Raw genomic sequence first — 18,732 nt, 5'->3', positions numbered from 1 at the left:
TCTCCTCCCATATCCCTTTTCTTAACTTGTTCCAATATTATGTAAACTGTTTTAATTTATAACTTAACTGAAAACTAAATAAGATTAGACTTAAATATTTACTATAATTTCTACAGTACTTTAGTTTAAAACCTATCTAAAGCACTGTAGAAACTTTAAAACTTATTTTTTCAAAATCTCTTATACTAATTTTTTAAGATCCTCAACTGATTGAGCTTCTAAAAGCTTTTCTACAATTTCTTCATCTGAAATTAACTCAACCATTTTAGTTAAATTCTTTAAATGTACTTCATTATCTACTGAAGCTAAAACAAAGAATAATTGAGCATCATACTCTTCCCCTTCACCAAAGCTCACTGGAGTATTCGTTTTCATAAAGCATATAGCTGTTTCATTAACTCCATGTCCTTCTTGTGCATGTGGTATAGCAATCTTTGGCGCAATTACTATATATGGTCCATGTTTTTTAATACTATTTATTATTAAATCCGCATACTCTTTTTCGATAACTTTTTCTTTTTCTAAGGGAGCACATGCAGCCTTAACTGCATCCTCCCAATTATCAAAGCCACCATGAAAAGAATATCTACCTTTTTCTATTAATTCTTTTAACATGATAATTTCCTCCACTCTTAAATCTTATAGGAATGAGTTATATGGTAAGTTTATATCTACAGAGAAACAATCATCGAATCCTCTTGGATAATGATATTCTCTCTTATCCTTATCTTCTGGGAATGTAAACTTTCCACCTACTTGCCATATAAATGGTGTAAATTTATATTGTAATCTATATTTTTTCATGTCATATAATGCTAAGATTTCATTTGTATCAGCTTGGAAGTTTGACCATATATCATGATGGAATGGTATTACTACTTGAGTGTTTAATGCCTCAGCCATTCTTAAAATATCTACTGATGTCATTTTATCTGTAATACCTCTTGGGTTTTCTCCATATGATCCAAGAGCAACATCTATTTTATAATCATTTCCATGCTTAGCATAATAATTTGAATAATGTGAATCTCCACTATGATAAAGATTTCCTCCTGGAGTTTCTATTAAATAGTTAACAGCCTTATAATCCATATCTACTGGCATTTTCCCTCTTAAGTCTCCTTCTGGAGGAGCTGTTATTAAAGCTGTTCTATCAAAAGATTCTAAAGCATGTAATTGAATATCTTTTATTTTTATTACATCTCCTGGTTTAACAACTATACATCTTTCCTTTGGTACTCCCCATCCTATCCATTTATCAACACATGCTTGTGGTCCTATAAATGGAACATCTTCTGAACAATTTTTTAAAACTGCAGCTGCAACATTTATATCTATATGATCGTTATGATCATGTGTTGATATTATTGCATCAACATTCTTTATTGCAAATGGATCTAATACAAAAGGTGCAACTCTTAAATTAGGTTGTAGTTTCTTACCTCCACACATTCTTGCCATTTGATGCTCTGGATTTATGTAAGGATTTTTCTTTGTTCTTTTTCCGCTTCCGCACCAAAAATCTATACATATGTTTGTATTTCCTTGAGTTTTAAGCCATATACCTGTACATCCAAGCCACCACATAGAAAATGTTCCTGGTTTAACCACTTCATTTTCTATCTCTTCATTTAACCAAGTTCCCCATTCTGGAAATGTATTTAAAATCCATGATTCTCTTGTTATTTCATTTACTTTACTCATAATTATACCTCCACCCATTTTGATTGTTTTGAACATTATTAAGTTCATTCAATCATTTTATGATTAAATTATATACTGTAATTGTTTTCTTTGCAAGTCTTTTTTGATTGTTTTTTGTTTATTCTTTATTTTTTTGTGCTATTAATCAAATTATTTTCTATTTTATGTTCTTTTTGATTATTTTTGTTCTATTTGCGTTGATTTATACTGTTCTTTTATGTAAAATTATTATAAATAGTAATAAGAAATTTAATGTTATCTATAATAAGCTTCTGTTTTTAATTATTAAAGTTAAATACAACTTCATATTTTTTTAAAATTACTATATACAAGTTTTAGTAACTTTTTCAAATTATCTATATATAACTTAATTTTAGATTTATAATATTCGGAGAGATATTTATAGAAAATAATACCAAACAATATCGGTTAGGAGGCATTTATAATGAAAAACGCAAAAGGCTTTGTTTTTAAAAGACAACAGGCAATATTGAAATATTTAAAAGAAAATAAATTTGCTAAAACAGAAGAATTAGCTACTTTATTAAAAACATCTAATATAACAATAAGAAGAGATTTTCAAAATCTAGAAAAAGAAGGGGTTATAAGAAGAAAATACGGTGGTGCTGAACTTATTGAAGGAGCTTTGAGTGAAGACCCATATTTTAATCATACCAACATTGAAAGAGAAAAAATTAAAGATTCTATAGCTAAAAAAGCTGCTGAATTTATAGAAGATGGAGATAGTATATTTATAAACTCTAGTTCAACTGCAATAAAACTCTTAGAATATATAGAAGATAAAAGAGTTATGGTAATTACAAACAATGGCAAAATATTAGGTATGAATTTATCACCTAATGTAGAGATAATACTTACAGGCGGTGAAGTATATGGAAGAAAACAATCTATGGTTGGTGATATAGCCACTCAGATAATTTCTAAAATAACTGCAACTAAATGTTTTATAGGGGTTAGTGGTATAAATGCTAATACAGGAATCAGTACATCTGTTCTCCAGGAAACCACAGTAAATATGAAGATGCTTGAAAATTGTAATGGGCCAACTTTTGTCTTAGCAGATAACTCAAAAATAGGAATACATCATAATTTTTCTAGTGGAGATATTTCTAAAGTTAATTATGTAATCACAAATGAAATTGAAGATGATAAATCTGAACTTGAAAAATTAAAAGAAAAAGGAGTAAAAATAATATTCTCGTAAAATACTATTTAAATATTTTTATTAAAATTTATAAAACTTAACTAAAAAAGATAAAAGCAATAAGTTGCTTTTATCTTTTTACTTATATAGCTATATATTTTTTAAAGATTTCATATTCTTTTCTATTCTCTAATACTTAATTTTTTATATTAAATAATCCTCTAATTCTAATAAATAAATATTAAGTTATTATTGTATCAACACATCCATTAGCTATAGATTTTTCTTTTAATTCATTCATATAGCTATCTTCTGAGCTTATAGTTCCATGAACCTTTATCCCCTCTTCTCTAACTCCAAAGGGTCTATATTTTATAAGTTTATATCTACATTTATCGCCAATGATTTTAGATACTTCATCCACTGTTTTTTTGCTATTTAGCCCTTTAGCTATAACAGTTCTAACTTCATAAATCTTGTCTAACTCTAATAATTTTTTTAAATTTTCTAAAACTAATTTATTTGATGATTTAGTTAGCCAAATATTTTCTTTTTCATCAATTGACTTAACATCAAGCATAAATTTATCTGTAAGATTTATAAGCTCATCATCTAACTTAGTATTACCATTAGTATCAACAAAGCAAGTCAATCCAAGTTTTTTAACTTCTCTAAAAAGTTTTATTAAAAATTCAGAGTTTAAAGTGCATTCTCCACCACTAACAGTTATTCCTCTTATAAAAAAACTATCTTTTTCTATCTTTTTTACAAGCTCTTCTACTGAATATTCCTTAAGTTTAGGAGAAGACATATGCTCGCATAGCTTTATACATTTATCACAAGAAATACATTCTTCCTCATCCCAAATAACTTTCCCCTCACTAATTGATAAGGCACCTACTTCACAATTTTCAACGCATTTTCCACAAGAGGTGCATTTATTTATAGTTTCAGGATTGTGGCAATACAAACACTTAAAATTACATCCTTGAAAAAATATAACCATTCTATTTCCTGGTCCATCAACACAAGAAAATGGAATTATCTTATTTATTAAAGCCATAATATCACTTACTTTCTAATTTTTCTTTCAAATGCATGACAATTATTCTTTGCTCCCATGGCAAATAAGTCTGTATTATTAAGAACAGCCTCTCCTCTTTCAAGTTTCTCCACCTCTGAACGCTTAGCTAAATATCCAGTTACCCTTACTACATCTGCTCCACTTCCATAAACAGACATGTATCTTATTCCTGAATTAAAGGCACCCTTTATAATATCAACTAAGGCTTCTGGATGATCATTATATGTATCTTCAAATACAAATATATCTCCTATTCCATTATAAAAATATTTATGGAATGGTGCTGATTGCATTATATGATTAAATAATTCTGGTTCTTCTCCAACTGGTATTCTACATCCTGGTGATACATTTTGATCTAAATCAATTCCTACTTGTGCATGAAGAACATAGTGTCCTCCAAAGCAATTTACATGTTTAGCTTCATGTTCTGATACTATTTTATTTAATTTCTCTATTATTCTTAATCCAAGTTTATTAGCTTTTTCTGAATACCCAAATCTATCACTTTGTTTCTCTGCTCCTAATAAAGTATTTACAGCCTCTGCTAGACCTACTACTCCAAACATTCCTGTAAATAATTTTTTCTGAATAAATCCTTCTTTTACTAAAAAATTAGAAGTAAAGAACTGAGTTTCCTCAACTAAAAATCTTATTCTTTCATCAATATACTGAATCATTTTAGTGCTTACATAAGGTAATACATTCTCTAAAAAGTCCTCTACTGAAGTAGCCTTCTTAGCTACCTCATTTAATTTTATTCTTACAAGGGTATATCCACCCCCACCAATATGAAATCCATTATAGCAACTTGCTATAGCATATCTATCTGTTCCAAAGCTTTTCACATCCATTTTATGATTTGCAAAACTAGGTTTAGCTGTACTTAAAGCAACCTTTGCACATAAATTTATAAAACTCTCTGGAGTATTTTCTAAATCATACTTCATACTTAAATTTGGAACTGCACATTGAAGTTCATCCATAGACTCTAGTATTAATCTTCCTGCTACAGTCTCTCTTGGCCCTATATTAGCATGTACAAAAGAATCAGTTAATGTTCTATCTATGTGCTTTAAAAATAATTTAATTGCTCTTTTAGCTTCCCTTTCATCTTCTATAAATGGCTCTAAAAGCTCATCTATATTTCCAAGGTAAACTGGAAATGTAGTTATTGAAGGCACATGCTTATAGAAAATTAATAGGTTATTAGTTGCTTCCCATATATCCTCTGGAACTGAAAGATTTAAAAATTCACATCCCTTTTCCATAAGTAAAGAATAATCTGGAATTATGTATCTAGGCCTAAATGGTGCATTCCCCTCAAAAAGAGTACATATACACCCTTCATCTATTAATTTTTTTGTTTCATCATCAATATTTAACACTTCAATTGTGCTTTCTGCATAAGCAGCTAAATCTTTAATTTGCTGATGATATGTTAATGACCTATCCTTTAGTATATCTAATACTCTGTTCATACTTTTCATCTCCCTTAAAACATACAAGTATATTAATTTAGTATTTTTAAATAAATTGTAAGAAAATCAAACTTAATTATAATTTAATATATTTGAATATAAATTAATTATATATCTTTTATGTAACCGTGTACACACAATGTACACTAAAATAAACTCAAAATAACCATTTGGAAATTTATTTGCATACTAAAAACTTCTTAATTTTATTATTCTTACATAATAAAATTCGACTAAAATACTAAGCTAGCAATTTACTATTCTTATATTTTAGTCGAATTTATTTAAACCTTAAAAAGTATCTATGTAAAAGATGGTATTTTAAAAGAATACATAATAAAAACTTTTACTATGTAATTTGATTGTTTAATTCATTAACAGTTATGGTTTTGCATCCTCTTTCTTTTAAAGCTGATATTACCTTTAATATAGGTGAATTTTCATTAAACTCATATATTTCCTCATTATTTGTGCTATTATTTTTATTCTCTATACTTCCTAAAAAAATATATGGATGTATGAAAAATGCCGTTAAAATTTCATTGCTATAATTTCTAATTCTTCTAGCTACAGTCTCTCCATTATCCTTAACATATCCTAAAGGAGCAGGTACATATAATGTAGACTTATTACTAAAACTTATTAATGGATTTAAGTTCCAATATCCTGCATAAGGTTCAAACATAACTGGGAAATATTGTTCTATTATTTTTTGCTGATTTCTATCTGCTTTATAATGTGGGCTTTCAAAGAAACCTATAGGTATATTTAAGGTCTTAGCTGTCTTTAATGAGGATTCAACAACCTTTAAAACTTTATTTTTATTACTATTAACATTCCATTTTAACTCTACTCCAAGTCCACTTATTTGCTTATTATGTTGATGAGTGTATCCATGAAGACCAATTATAGCCCCTCTATTTATTAAATGATCTAGCATATTTATAAAATGAACATTTTCAAAATTATTATTTTTAAGCAAATCATTATCTATGTTTTTTTCAGGGTTTATGTATCTAGGTATCCAAGCTATGTGAAATACTATATTATTAGCTTTAAAATAATCACTTAAATATTTCATTTTTTCCATATTATTATCTTCAGAAAAAACTCCCCCAGCACTAACATCCTCTATTCTTATTAAAGCAGCTTTTCCTTCATTAACTTTATAATTGCAGTTTATATTATTAGTTTTACCCTGAAACATATAAATTGAGTTTTTATTTTCGTACCAATCATCTCTAGCTTCAATAAGCTCTTTAAAATCATTTATAGAAATGTATTTTTTATGATCTAAATCTAAAACTTCTCCTCTTAAATCTAATTTATCCTTTTCTTTTAAAATCTCTTTTTTCTCTAAATCTATGTAATTTTTATTTGTCTTGCTTAAAACATTATTTCCATCAATTGATACTTGTCCATTTTTCTCTAAATCTTCTAAAGAAATATAATACCTTAAATTCTTTTCATAAATTTTATCACTTAAATTAACTTTACTATTATTTATAAATAAATTTAACCCTTCAATCTTATTTACTTGTCTATCCTTCTCTCCATCAACTTTTAAATACTCTATTTCTTCTCTTTTAATCTTAGAATTAAAAGTTATTTTATTTTCACAAGCTTTTATATCTGTCACTGTATTTTTTCTAAATTTAATTATTTTAAATGTTATAACAATTAAAGCTATCACAAAAATTATTAATAATACTAAAGCCATGTTCTTAATATTTTTCTTCACGGAATTCCCCCTTTATGGATTTTTAAAATATACCTTATAAATTTAATTAAGGATTTACTATTTAATTAAGTTATATTTTTTATAGTTAATAAACCATATAAAAACAATATAGCACATATTGATTTTCAATTAAATCAACATGTGCTATCTTTTTACTTTATCTAGCCCAATCATGAAGATTATCCTTCATATCTTGCAAACCATCCATAAGGGTATATCCATCCCCTTTTTCTTTTTCTAAATGTTTAACAGTTCCAAAAGATTTATTTAAACTTAATTGTTCCTTGCCTGTTAAGACCCAAAGAGTTCTATAATTTATAGGCTTAACCTCTAAATCTTTTTCTCCAACTCCATCTGTAAAATATACAAGAATATGATTTCTCATATTATTTTCTTTTATATATCTAAATACTGGAGAAAATCTTGTTGAGCCATTTTTCTTACTTCTTGGCTTTATATCTTTTATTCCTTTTAAATCATAAACTCTTCTTATTTCATCATCACATTCAATAACTTTTATTTCAGCATTTTTATTTCTTACTATACCTAAAACTTCTATTATTATATTTTCAAACTCTTTATCAGAGATGGATGCTGAAACATCTATTGCTATTAATATTTTTGGAATAGAATTTGGTAATTTTCCTCTAAGGTCTAATCTTTCTGGAAGACGCCTATCTTTTCTTGTTATAGTCTTTCTATAACTTCCCCTTGTTGTAGGAATTATATCCTTTAAAAATTCACTCCACTTTATCTCTGGTTTTTCTTTCATTAGTAAGATTATTTTTTCTAAATCCTTAGGAGCCTTGCCCTTATATGCGTTTATGGCTGTTTTCTTAGTTGTTCCCTCTAAACTATCTAAGCTTATAGAAACCTCTTCCCATACTTCATGGGATTTTTCTTGGCTTACTAAATCACTAGCATTTTTATCATCACCAGTAATACCATATTTTTTTCTTCTTTCAATTGCCTTTTGAATTTCTTCTGCATATTTTTCCATAGGCATATCTGGTTTTAGTTCTAGATTATATTCTAAATTTACATAATCTAGCCTTTTACTATATGGAGGTAAATTCTTTATATACTGATTTATTGCTATATCCATTGCTATACTAACAGCAAGTTTTGAATATTTTCTACTTAAAGCCTTTTCCCTAGCATAATGAGACATCATTATATGATATACTTCATGCTTTAAAAGAGCCTGAACCTCTTTTAAATCACATTCTAATATTATTCTTGGATTAAATACCATTGTGAAATATCCCATTTCTGGTTTAGTGGCTATAGGCCATTTAATATCAGTTCTTATTTCTCTCTTTACATGAATTAAAAACTGACCAAAAAATGAATTTTCTTTATCATAAAGGGAGATTATTACCTTCTCTATTAAGCTCCAAAATTCTCTCTTAAAATCATCTGTTAAAGGCTTATTCTCCTCTTCAGCTTCCATTACTATATTAAGAAGTTTCCTCCTAGTTCTTTCAAAATCCATAAGATTTCACCACCTAGCTATATATCTCAAAGAATGCTTCTAAGAACTTATCCTCATTTAATAAATTTCTATATAATTCTTCTGAGTGATCGCTTTTTATTTCCTTCATTATTCCTAGTCTTAAATCCTTAGGGTAACAAGATAATAAATCTGAGAACACTTCTAATTCTTTATTATAATCCTTTAATCCCTCAAGATAATATAAAGCACTCTTAGCTATTATATACATTCTTGAATGATTTTCACTCATTATTCTTTCTCTAATGTTAAATCCTAAAACATCACTTTCAAAAATTTCTTCATTAGAAATAATAGGCTTATTAAGATTACTTATATATGCTATAAATTCTTGTGCTATTGTTGAGCCTACATTTCCCTTTAAAGCATTATATAATATTTCCTTAGAAAAGTTCTTCTTATTTGATAAATACACTCTATAAGCCTTAGAAACCCTCTCCCAGCTTCTTGGAGTAGCTTTTATTGTTTCTAGTGAATTAGGAGTGTGGAAATATTCAGGGAATGTTGATAAAAACTCTATTATATGTTCATGGATGTTTCCATCTCCCATTGCCCAACTCATCCACTCTTTAAGATTTGAACTAATATCTATCCAAACAAATCTATCTTCTTGGGCTGGATCCATTTCAATAACCTGATAATCACTATCTTCATAGTTATCATATTTATTTGATGGATTCATAGCTGCTAATATATATACATCCTCATTTAACTTATATCCATTTATCTCTCTATTTAATATAAGATTCATAAGTTCTTGTTGCACTGCATGCTCACATCTATTTAATTCATCAATAAATAAAAGAACTTTTTCTCCCTTTTCAATATGATCATCAATTTCCATAAGTTTTACATGTGTAGCATATTTTGTTACACTTCTTTTTACTAAATCTCCTTTAAATAGGATTTCTTTCTTCTCTACCATTGGGAGACCACCTATTTCTCCCTCTTTAAGAAGATTTCCATCTATAGTAATCAAATGATAATTATTTATTCTACTAAGTTCCTTTGCTAAAGAAGTTTTTCCTATACCACTTTCTCCTATTAAAAGAGGTACTTCTCCTGTCATAAGAACTAAATTAACTGTACTTAACGCTTCTTTAAAATCCACTTTAGTGTCCCTTCTTTCTATAAATCTCTCCGTGAAACTTACCTTATAAACTCTCTTGTGAAAAATCTAAAATACTTTCTCAACTAAGCTATATTTTATATTTTTAAATCTCTATTTTTATATTGATAACATACTATCAACTAATATTATCTTTGCTCTTTTACTTCCATATTCTTTGATAAATTCTACTTTGTTCATCTCTAAGACTTCTAAATCGATAAAATCTAAAAGATAGCTTTCATCTACATTCTCTTCTGCAACTTTTTTTGTAAGTATATCAACAACCATATCAACATCTATACTTTCATAAAGATATTTAACAACATTTATATTGTCTCCTATAAAAGTTTCTAAATCTTCATAAGTATAGTTTGGTAAGAAGTTTATTGCCTCAGCATCTTCCTTAACTGAAGTTCTCATTGCTTCTAAAGTAGGATTTTTTATAAATTTAATTGCTGACCAATGATTTTTAACAGCTATAAGCTGAACTTTTGGTGATGGATCTTCTATATATTTTATTGCATCATAATCCTTAGAAACAGCTATTTGTTTTAACTTTTCTGAAGGATTTTTCACAAATTGTATAGCCCACCCCTTAGTTTTAACAGCCTCTTCAACTACCTTTTCTGAAGGTTCCTTAATAAGCTTTAAAGCATTCCATAGAGATTTTACTGCTAATATGCATATTTCCTCTGATGGATTTTCAACATACTCTATAGTAGTTGGATTTCTTCTTACAGCTTCCTCTTTACATTTTTCACATTGATTTTCAACATATTGAATTGTAAATGGATTTTTCTTAATAGCCTCTAGTTGCATCTCCTCTGATGGATTTTCTATTTCTCTTATATATAAAGGATTTTCCTTAATCTTTTTTAATTCTAAATTATCCATAGCATTCATAAATTACACTTCCTCAAATTTATTTTTCTCTCAATAAATGCTCAATCATTTTAAAACTCAAATAATGTGTTGCTCCGTTAAAGTTGAGTAATTTTCTCAACTTTCTAAATTACATTTATTATTATATAACAATTATTATTAAATATAAAGACATAAAACAAAATTTTAAAATAAACAATAAAAATTCTTTACCAAATTAATTTTCCCCTAAATATTTATATAAAAATCAACTTTCACTTAAAATAAAGTTTAAAAATAAAAATGCCACCTTTAAATAAGGTGGCATTAAAAACTACTTTTATTTAAATATTATACATTATACTTATCTATGTCTCTTTGGACAGCTCTTAATAAATTATTAAGTTCCCAAACTTCTCCCTCTTCAATAAGTTTATTTAAACTTATTTGATATCTAGAAGCCTCAGCCACTTTTCCTATTGAAATAAGATTTAATATACTATTCATTATAGTACTTATAATATCTGATTTAACCTCAAATAAAGTTTGAGCATCCTTTATTTCATCTTTTATTTCAAGCATTTCTTCATCTAAAGTAAATGCTGCATCAGCTGCACGTTTTAATTTAAATTGTATGTCCTTTGGCAGATTCTTTTTATACTTATAATTTAAAGAATGTTCTATTGTAGCCCAGAAATTCATTGCTAAAGTTCTTATTTGAAATTCAGCAAGTATATCTTTTTGTCCATCTGCCATATTTATAGGATATCTTATAACCACATGATAGCTTCTATAGCCACTTGGTTTTACATTGCTAACATAGTCCTTTTCATAAAGAACTTGCATATCTTTTCTATTCCTTATAATATTGACAACAGTATCTATATCATCAACAAATTGGCACATTATTCTTATACCTGCAATATCCTCCATCTCATATTGGATTCTATCTACAGGAATACTATATTTATTTGCCTTTTCTAATATACTAGATACCTCTTTCACCCTTCCAGTTACAAACTCGATTGGAGAATATTCATTTTTTCTTCTAAATTCTTTTCTAATACTTCTTAACTTTACCTTTAATTCACTTACTGCTTGATCATAAGGAGTTAAAAAGTCTTTCCAATTTTGTATAGCCATAGAACCACCTATTTCCTAACTCTCTTAGAGAGATTTATTTAACTCTCCTCGCTCATTATACCAAAAAAAGTATTAAAACTAAATATTTCAAAATCTTAATTTTACATGAAACAATGTCTTAATCTAAGATTTTTATTGGATCAAAATTTATAAAATCACAGCTTGTAAGCTTATAATCTATTCCATCTCTCTCTTCATTTAATACCTTGCCCTTAAGTGCCATACCATGAAGATGACCATAAATAACTTTATCAACACCAAACTCTTTAAATATATTGATAAAGGCTGAATCCTCAAATTTCTCATTTGTAGGTGGATAATGTACCATGCATATTATCTTTTCATGACCTGCCTTTTTAGCTTCTTCTAAAGATAATCTTAATCTTATCTGTTCCCTATCAAAAATCTTTTTATCCTTTTGTGTGAATTTATCAGAACCCTCACAAATCCACCCTCTGCTTCCACATATAGCCCAATCTTTATATGTAAAAAAATTATTTTGTATGAACTTTGTATTTTCATACATTTTATTCAATTTAGAAATACTTCCCCACCAATAATCATGATTCCCTTTAATTATTATCTTTTTACCTGGAAGTGCGTCTATCCAATCTAAATCATCTTTACTTTCATCTGATTTCATTGACCAAGAAATATCCCCTGCTATTAAAACAGTATCTTCCTCAGTAATTTTATTATTCCAATTTTCTTTTATCTTCTCATGATGATTACGCCACTTCTCACCAAAGATATCCATTGGTTTATCTGTATTAAGTGCTAAATGCAAATCAGAGATAGCATATAACGCCATATTTCATCACCTTTCATATATCTATTTAGTCTTACATGTAATTATTAGAGAAAATATTTTCTTTAGTAAATAAAATAAATCATCTAAACTAATCTACATTTTGTCAGTAATTTATTATACACTTTTATTAATTATATATACAAGTTTCAAAGTGGTAGAAATAAAACTGGAGATTAAAAATAAAAAGAGTGTAAATAGAATATATTACCTATAATAATTAGCTAATATATTCTAATACACTCTTCTAAAAAAGAATTATGCTAAAACTATTTTATTGTAGTTTTTCTTACCTCTTTTAATTAAAACTTCACCATTTTCAAAGTCAGCTTCTTCTAATGTCTTTTTAAAATCAGCAACTTTTTCTCCATTTAATGATAATCCACCTTGCTTAACAAGTCTTTTTCCTTCAGCTTTTGATGGAACTATTTCAGCTTCAACTAAAATATCTAAAAGTTCTGAACCTAACTTATCTTTTCCCATTTCATAAGTTGGAACATTACTCATGTCTCCACCTTTTCCAAATAAAGCTTCAGCAGCTTGCTTTGCCTTTGTAGCTTCCTCTTCACCATGTACAAGTTTAGTTACCTCAAATGCTAAAACTTTTTTAGCTTCATTTATTTGAGAACCTTCTAAACTTGAAAGTCTTCTAACTTCATCCATTGGAATAAATGTTAATAATTTTAAGCATTTTTCAACGTCTGCATCATTAACATTTCTCCAGTATTGGTAGAACTCGTATGGAGAAGTTTTCTCTGGATCTAACCATAATGCACCATTAACTGTTTTACCCATTTTTTGTCCTTCTGAGTTAGTTAATAATGTGCAAGTCATAGCATATGCACTTTCTTGTGATTTCTTTCTTACAAGTTCAACACCAGCTATCATGTTTGACCATTGGTCATCTCCACCTAGCTCCATTTTACAGTTGTATTTTTTATTTAAAACATAGAAGTCATATCCTTGCATTAACATGTAGTTAAATTCTAAGAATGAAAGACCTCTTTCAAGTCTTTGTTTAAAACATTCTGCTGAAAGCATTCTGTTAACTGAGAAGTGAACTCCAACCTCTCTTAAGAATTCAACATAGTTTTGGTTTAATAACCAATCAGCATTGTTAACAAGTATAGCTTTATCATCTGAAAAATCTATGAATTTCTCCATTTGCTTTTTGATACAAGCAACATTATGAGCTATAGTCTCATTTGTCATCATCTTTCTCATATCAGTCTTACCACTTGGATCTCCAATTGTAGCTGTACCTCCACCAATTAAAGCTATTGGTCTATGTCCAGCCTTTTGCATATGAGCCATAAACATCATTGCAATGAAATGTCCTACATGTAAACTATCAGCTGTTGGGTCAAATCCTATATAAAAAGTAACTTTTTCCTTCTCTAAAAGTTCTCTTGTTTCAGCTTCATGAGTAAACTGTTTTATGTACCCACGTTCCATTAACGTATCTAATACATTAGCCATTTGTTTATCCCTCCAAAAAAATTCTAATCCAGCTTACTTGCTGGTGCTATATTTAGCAATCATATAGTATATAGTATATCCTTTATTATATTAATTCTCAATTGATTTTAAAAAAAAGCTATTTTTTAATTAGATAAATCTAAATAACTAGCCAAAAGCAAGTCTGACTAAAAATATATAAAAAAATAAGAACCATAACTTTTAATTATAGTTCTTATTATACCCATAGTATTAAATATCATAAATCTATATAAAACAATTTATTTTCTAAACTAGCTAAAGCTTAAGCCACATATTTCTTGATATTTTCAGGCATTATTTTCACATCTCCATGAATAGTTACAAATACGTTTACATTAAGTTCTCTGCTCATAAGTTCTATTTTTTTCAAATAATTTTCTAAATCCTCTAATTTTATATCATCCAAAATATTTGCTATGCTATCAATATATATACTTTCTACATCATAATCTCTAGAAATTATCCCTTGTAAAAATCCATAAAATTGATCATAACTCTTTACACAATAATTGTCCATAGGTATAAGTCTAACCTTTTTATTTAACTGAAGCATTCTTTTATTATCATTATCAATAAAAATAATACTTCCTTTAGACTTTTCAATTTCTTCATTAGCTAGTTTAACTAAATTTTTGCTCTTTCCAGCGCCTCTTTGGTTAAAGAATAATTGAATCATCTTTACCACCCCTTAATAATATTTTATCAGGTAAAAACTTACTTTATATATAATATTCCTAATACCCTCAAAATATTAACCTATTGTTCTATATTTATTAAATATAAATTTAGTTATATTTTCTTCATTAACTGTTATAACTTTCACCTTATTAGTAAAGCTCTCCTTTACTTCTTTTCCCCCTAAATTGTAATTCATTTCCCCATCTCTACTGTCTAAGCTTATTATTTTTTCATATATCCACATATTTCTCTTTATATATCCTATACGTCCATCCCTATATCTTTTTACAATTTCTCCTGGACAATATACTGTTAATTCTTTCTTTCCTAAGACTACCTCAACAATCTTATTATATTGAGAGTAATCTCTGTATATCAAAATATTTCTTATAGTATCAATTATTAAGGCTACAGGATATTCATTAGGTACTATTTCTCTTATTTTTTTCTCCATATTTTTCATCATGTCTAAAATATTTCCTCTTATTATAAAGGTTTGTTCTCCACCTAATAAATTTCTTATTTTTATCATATTATGTGGTATATACATACTATTTACATCTGAAAAAACTAATAATCCACCTAGTGTACACATTGATTTTCCAGAGATATTATTTTTATGAATTATATTGCTACTACTAAGTAAAAACTCTCTATTTTCCTTAGATATCTTAATACCCTTTAGATAAAAATATCTTTTTACTAATTCCTCATTTAAAAAGTCTATATTACTATTTACTATGGGGCATGTCTCTAAATTAAAGCTTATACCTTTTTGAAATTCTGATAAAAGCTCTTGTTTTCTCATAATATCTGTAGTTGACCCTCTTCTTATATAAAAGGCTCCATTTTCTCTAATCTGATAAGGCTTTTGATAGCTATTAAATATTACTATTACCAATAATCTTTTTCCATCTAAAAAACATTCCTCTAAACTTATAGGAACAGGCGGTTCAATCCTTGAGGCAACTATTTGTTGAACTCTTTCTTCAGTAATATAATCTGCATCAACACCAACTATTTTCTTTGTTTTATCCTCAACTCCTATTATTATATAACCTCTTCCACCTCTAGAATTAGCTATAGCACATATATCCTTCGCAAGTTCTTTTTTCACACTTTCTGTAAAAAGCTCTATTTTTAATTTAAAATCTAATTTCTCATATTCATTTTTCTTTATTAATTTTCTCAGTTTATTCTCATTCATAATAACCCTCTTCTTCAATAAATATTATTGCCCTTATACCTTAAATAAAATATAGCATAAAATTAAAGCCCATAGAACATTATATTCCATAGGCTTTTTTAAATTGATTGTATTTATAATTTAAGAAACTATTTATTAAATTAGCTCTTAATCTGCATATTAAAAGCAATTTCTACTTAAAATATAGACTTATTTAAAGTGTATTTCCTGTAATTGTTGTGCCATCAATTTCAACATCAACATTAATCTTTAAATTTGTAATGCTTATAGGATCCTTTTCTAATACCTCGTCTGGATATTTTCTATAAAAAAGATTACCAACATTTACAATGTCTATATCACTCTCTTTAAAGCTTTCAAAGAAAAGTTCTAAGTATTGTTTTATTACTGCCTCTTCTTCTAACTCTAAAAGATTTAAAAGTTTTTCATCTACAATGAGTCTTGATTGTGATTCCCCAATTAAACATTTAACTTTTATATCCTTATAAAGAGTTATATTTTCTCCATCATAACTTATTGATGTCTTTGTTTTTGCATTAGATATATCTAATGTTATAAAAGTATTAGGGTCTTGAGGGTTCATAACTTCTAGAGTTCCTCTTTTTAAATCTCCCATTAAAAGATTATAGCTCATTCCTTCCTCTGCAGTTATTCTTCTCACTAAGACCTCATTTTTTAACAAGGCTCCTCCGCTTAACTCTAATCTTTTTTCTTCCATATCATCTCTTATACTTAATGCTCCTAAAACTAGTAGGTTTCCATAATTAGTTCTAAGCTCTAAATAATCATTAGCATCAATAGCTATAACTCTAGGGCTTTTATTCATCCTTTGAACTAAATCATCAATAAAAACACCTAAATATTCTTCATCAACAGTTACATCATTTAAAAGTTCTTCTGGAGAACCAAATAAAACAAACATATAAGGTCTAATCATGAATTCTTGATTTTTATTTATAATATCTATGTACTTTCTTATACCATTTTTAGCAGCCTTCTCTGTAAATATATATCCCTTGCATTGAGTAAAGTCTAACTTACTACTAGAATACATATTTATATCCTTAATAGCTTCTAAAACTGTTTTTCCAGTACCTTTATATAATACTCTTCTTCCTTTATCAGAACTTTCATTTGAACTTCTATAAGGTTTTACACAATCTAAATATATATCTATATTTCCCACTTCATTTTCATCAAATATTAAGCTTGTTACAAATGTAACTCTATTTATATCCTTATAATTATAGCAACCAATAAGCATGGTTGACATAATTATTATGCTTAGTAAACTAGCTATAACTTTCTTTAGGTTCATTTTTACCATCCTTACCGACTATATCTTTTGATATTTCGTCTAATCTTCCTCTCATAATAATGTCTTTAAATTTATATCTATTTAAAGTTCCTAGTGGGAATAAGTATTGATATTCACAACTTCTTAAATGTGCTAAGTGAGATAATAATACAACGCTTATTAAAATCACACCAGGAATTCCAAAAAAGGCAGCTGTAATTACTATTCCTATACTCCAAATCGATACTGCACCATAAAGCTTAGGAATTAAGAAATAACAAACGGCACTTAAGGCAACTACTACAATAGTTATTCTTGAAGCAATACCAGCTCCCACAGCAGCCTCTCCTAAAATAAGTCCTGATACTAAACTCATAGATGTTCCTATAGGTTGAGGCAATCTTAAACCTGCTTCTTTTATTATTTGGAATAATAACATCATTATTATTACCTCTGCTACTATAGGAAATGGAACCCCAGCCCTAGCAACTGCTAGTCTAAAGACAAATAAACTAGGTAAAACTGAAAAATGATGAGTAACTAATGCAACATATATTCCTGGTAAAAACATAGCAATAAAAAATGCTATCCATCTTAAAATTCTAGTAAAACTAGTAAAATACCTATTTAAATAATAATCATCTGGTGTTTGAAAGTTTTCTATAAAAAAGAAAGGTACTGTAAGAACAAAAGGAGTTCCATCTACTATTATTGCAACCCTTCCTTCTAATAGTTTTGCTGCTACCTCATCTGCTTTTTCTGTATATCCAACAGTATCAAATAAAGTTCTATCTTCTCTAAGTTTAGCCTCAATATAATTAGTATCTAATATAAACTTATAATCTAAATTTTTTATTTTTTCTCTGATTTCATCAATTAATTCCTTTGGAGCTTTATTTTTTATATAAGATATACATACTACAGTTTGAGTATCTTCCCCTACATATAAAGGCTCGAATTTCAAATTATGATTTTTTATCCTTCTTCTTAATAATGTAACATTATCCACAAAGGCCTCATTAAAACCTTCTCTAGGCCCCTTTATTACTGCTTCTGTTATTGGAATTCCAACACCTCTTCTTGTATAACCCTTTGTTTCGCAATAAATTACCTTATCAAACTTATCAAAGATTATTACTACATCCCCTGATAATACATGAAGTAATGTATCGTTTTTATCCTTTGACCAATTTGTTATGTTTATATCTATAACCTTAGTCATAATATCATTTTCATCTTTTATTCCATCCTTAACTAAGGTTAATGGTTTTACTATGTACTCACTTATGAACTGAGTAGAACATAAAACATCCATAAAAACAATTGTGGCCGGTCCTAAAGCTGTATCCACCTCCCTATACTTAACATCAAAACTATCTTTTAATTTGTCTTTTAAGAAATCTAATTGTTTTTGCATTCATATATCACCCAAAAATATT

Annotated in this window: 16 protein-coding genes; 1 reads left to right on the top strand and 15 read right to left on the bottom strand. The window is 27.7% G+C overall.

Annotation, left to right across the window (positions count from 1 at the left end; genetic code table 11):
- Positions 1-180 precede the first annotated feature (180 nt).
- Both CPF_RS03230 and ulaG read right to left on the bottom strand, forming a co-directional pair.
- Entirely contained in the window at positions 181-615 is a 435-nt protein-coding gene (locus CPF_RS03230) for a PTS sugar transporter subunit IIA (protein WP_011590293.1), read from the bottom strand.
- Positions 616-639: 24 nt separating this feature from the next.
- Complete coding sequence (ulaG, locus tag CPF_RS03225; protein WP_003457064.1) at positions 640-1,704, bottom strand: L-ascorbate 6-phosphate lactonase; 1,065 nt, start codon at positions 1,702-1,704, stop codon at positions 640-642.
- 445 nt (positions 1,705-2,149) lie between these two features.
- Here ulaG and CPF_RS03220 point away from each other — a divergent pair, with 445 nt between their 5' ends.
- Positions 2,150-2,929 (top strand): DeoR/GlpR family DNA-binding transcription regulator, encoded by a 780-nt coding sequence (locus CPF_RS03220; RefSeq protein ID WP_003456934.1) that lies wholly within the window; start codon positions 2,150-2,152, stop codon positions 2,927-2,929.
- Positions 2,930-3,110: 181 nt separating this feature from the next.
- Here the strand turns inward: CPF_RS03220 and CPF_RS03215 are convergent, their stop codons facing one another.
- From CPF_RS03215 to CPF_RS03155, 13 genes are all read right to left on the bottom strand, one after another.
- On the bottom strand, positions 3,111-3,932 hold the full coding sequence (locus CPF_RS03215; protein ID WP_011590292.1) for a YjjW family glycine radical enzyme activase: 822 nt from the start codon (positions 3,930-3,932) through the stop codon (positions 3,111-3,113).
- 8 nt (positions 3,933-3,940) lie between these two features.
- Positions 3,941-5,434 (bottom strand): YjjI family glycine radical enzyme, encoded by a 1,494-nt coding sequence (locus tag CPF_RS03210; protein WP_011009953.1) that lies wholly within the window; start codon positions 5,432-5,434, stop codon positions 3,941-3,943.
- Between the two features lie 349 nt (positions 5,435-5,783).
- Entirely contained in the window at positions 5,784-7,175 is a 1,392-nt protein-coding gene (locus CPF_RS03205) for a polysaccharide deacetylase family protein (RefSeq protein ID WP_011009952.1), read from the bottom strand.
- Between the two features lie 157 nt (positions 7,176-7,332).
- Positions 7,333-8,670 carry a vWA domain-containing protein gene (locus tag CPF_RS03200; RefSeq protein WP_011590290.1) on the bottom strand — a complete coding sequence of 446 codons (1,338 nt, stop codon included), beginning with the start codon at positions 8,668-8,670 and terminating at the stop codon, positions 7,333-7,335.
- Positions 8,671-8,683: 13 nt separating this feature from the next.
- Positions 8,684-9,799, bottom strand: a complete 1,116-nt coding sequence (locus tag CPF_RS03195; RefSeq protein ID WP_011590289.1) for an AAA family ATPase — start codon at positions 9,797-9,799, stop codon at positions 8,684-8,686.
- Between the two features lie 117 nt (positions 9,800-9,916).
- Entirely contained in the window at positions 9,917-10,702 is a 786-nt protein-coding gene (locus tag CPF_RS03190) for a hypothetical protein (protein WP_011590288.1), read from the bottom strand.
- A 309-nt stretch (positions 10,703-11,011) separates the two neighbouring features.
- A complete protein-coding gene (locus CPF_RS03185) occupies positions 11,012-11,803 on the bottom strand; it encodes a GTP pyrophosphokinase (protein WP_003453085.1) in 792 nt (263 codons plus the stop codon).
- A 118-nt stretch (positions 11,804-11,921) separates the two neighbouring features.
- Complete coding sequence (locus tag CPF_RS03180; RefSeq protein ID WP_011590287.1) at positions 11,922-12,614, bottom strand: metallophosphoesterase; 693 nt, start codon at positions 12,612-12,614, stop codon at positions 11,922-11,924.
- 255 nt (positions 12,615-12,869) lie between these two features.
- Entirely contained in the window at positions 12,870-14,090 is a 1,221-nt protein-coding gene (tyrS, locus tag CPF_RS03175; protein ID WP_011590286.1) for a tyrosine--tRNA ligase, read from the bottom strand.
- A gap of 283 nt (positions 14,091-14,373) precedes the next feature.
- On the bottom strand, positions 14,374-14,787 hold the full coding sequence (locus CPF_RS03170) for an ATP-binding protein (protein WP_003453091.1): 414 nt from the start codon (positions 14,785-14,787) through the stop codon (positions 14,374-14,376).
- Between the two features lie 75 nt (positions 14,788-14,862).
- Positions 14,863-15,996 (bottom strand): AlbA family DNA-binding domain-containing protein, encoded by a 1,134-nt coding sequence (locus tag CPF_RS03165; RefSeq protein WP_011590285.1) that lies wholly within the window; start codon positions 15,994-15,996, stop codon positions 14,863-14,865.
- A 193-nt stretch (positions 15,997-16,189) separates the two neighbouring features.
- Positions 16,190-17,314 carry a Ger(x)C family spore germination protein gene (locus tag CPF_RS03160; RefSeq protein WP_003460753.1) on the bottom strand — a complete coding sequence of 375 codons (1,125 nt, stop codon included), beginning with the start codon at positions 17,312-17,314 and terminating at the stop codon, positions 16,190-16,192.
- Positions 17,289-18,710 carry a spore germination protein gene (locus tag CPF_RS03155; RefSeq protein WP_003461569.1) on the bottom strand — a complete coding sequence of 474 codons (1,422 nt, stop codon included), beginning with the start codon at positions 18,708-18,710 and terminating at the stop codon, positions 17,289-17,291. Before CPF_RS03155 ends, CPF_RS03160 begins: the two co-directional genes overlap by 26 nt.
- Positions 18,711-18,732 lie beyond the last annotated feature (22 nt).

This window comes from Clostridium perfringens ATCC 13124 (genome assembly GCF_000013285.1).
Lineage (GTDB): Bacteria > Bacillota > Clostridia > Clostridiales > Clostridiaceae > Sarcina > Sarcina perfringens.
The sequence above is the reverse complement of the archived record's forward strand: the minus strand, read 5'-3'. Positions and strand labels throughout refer to the sequence as shown.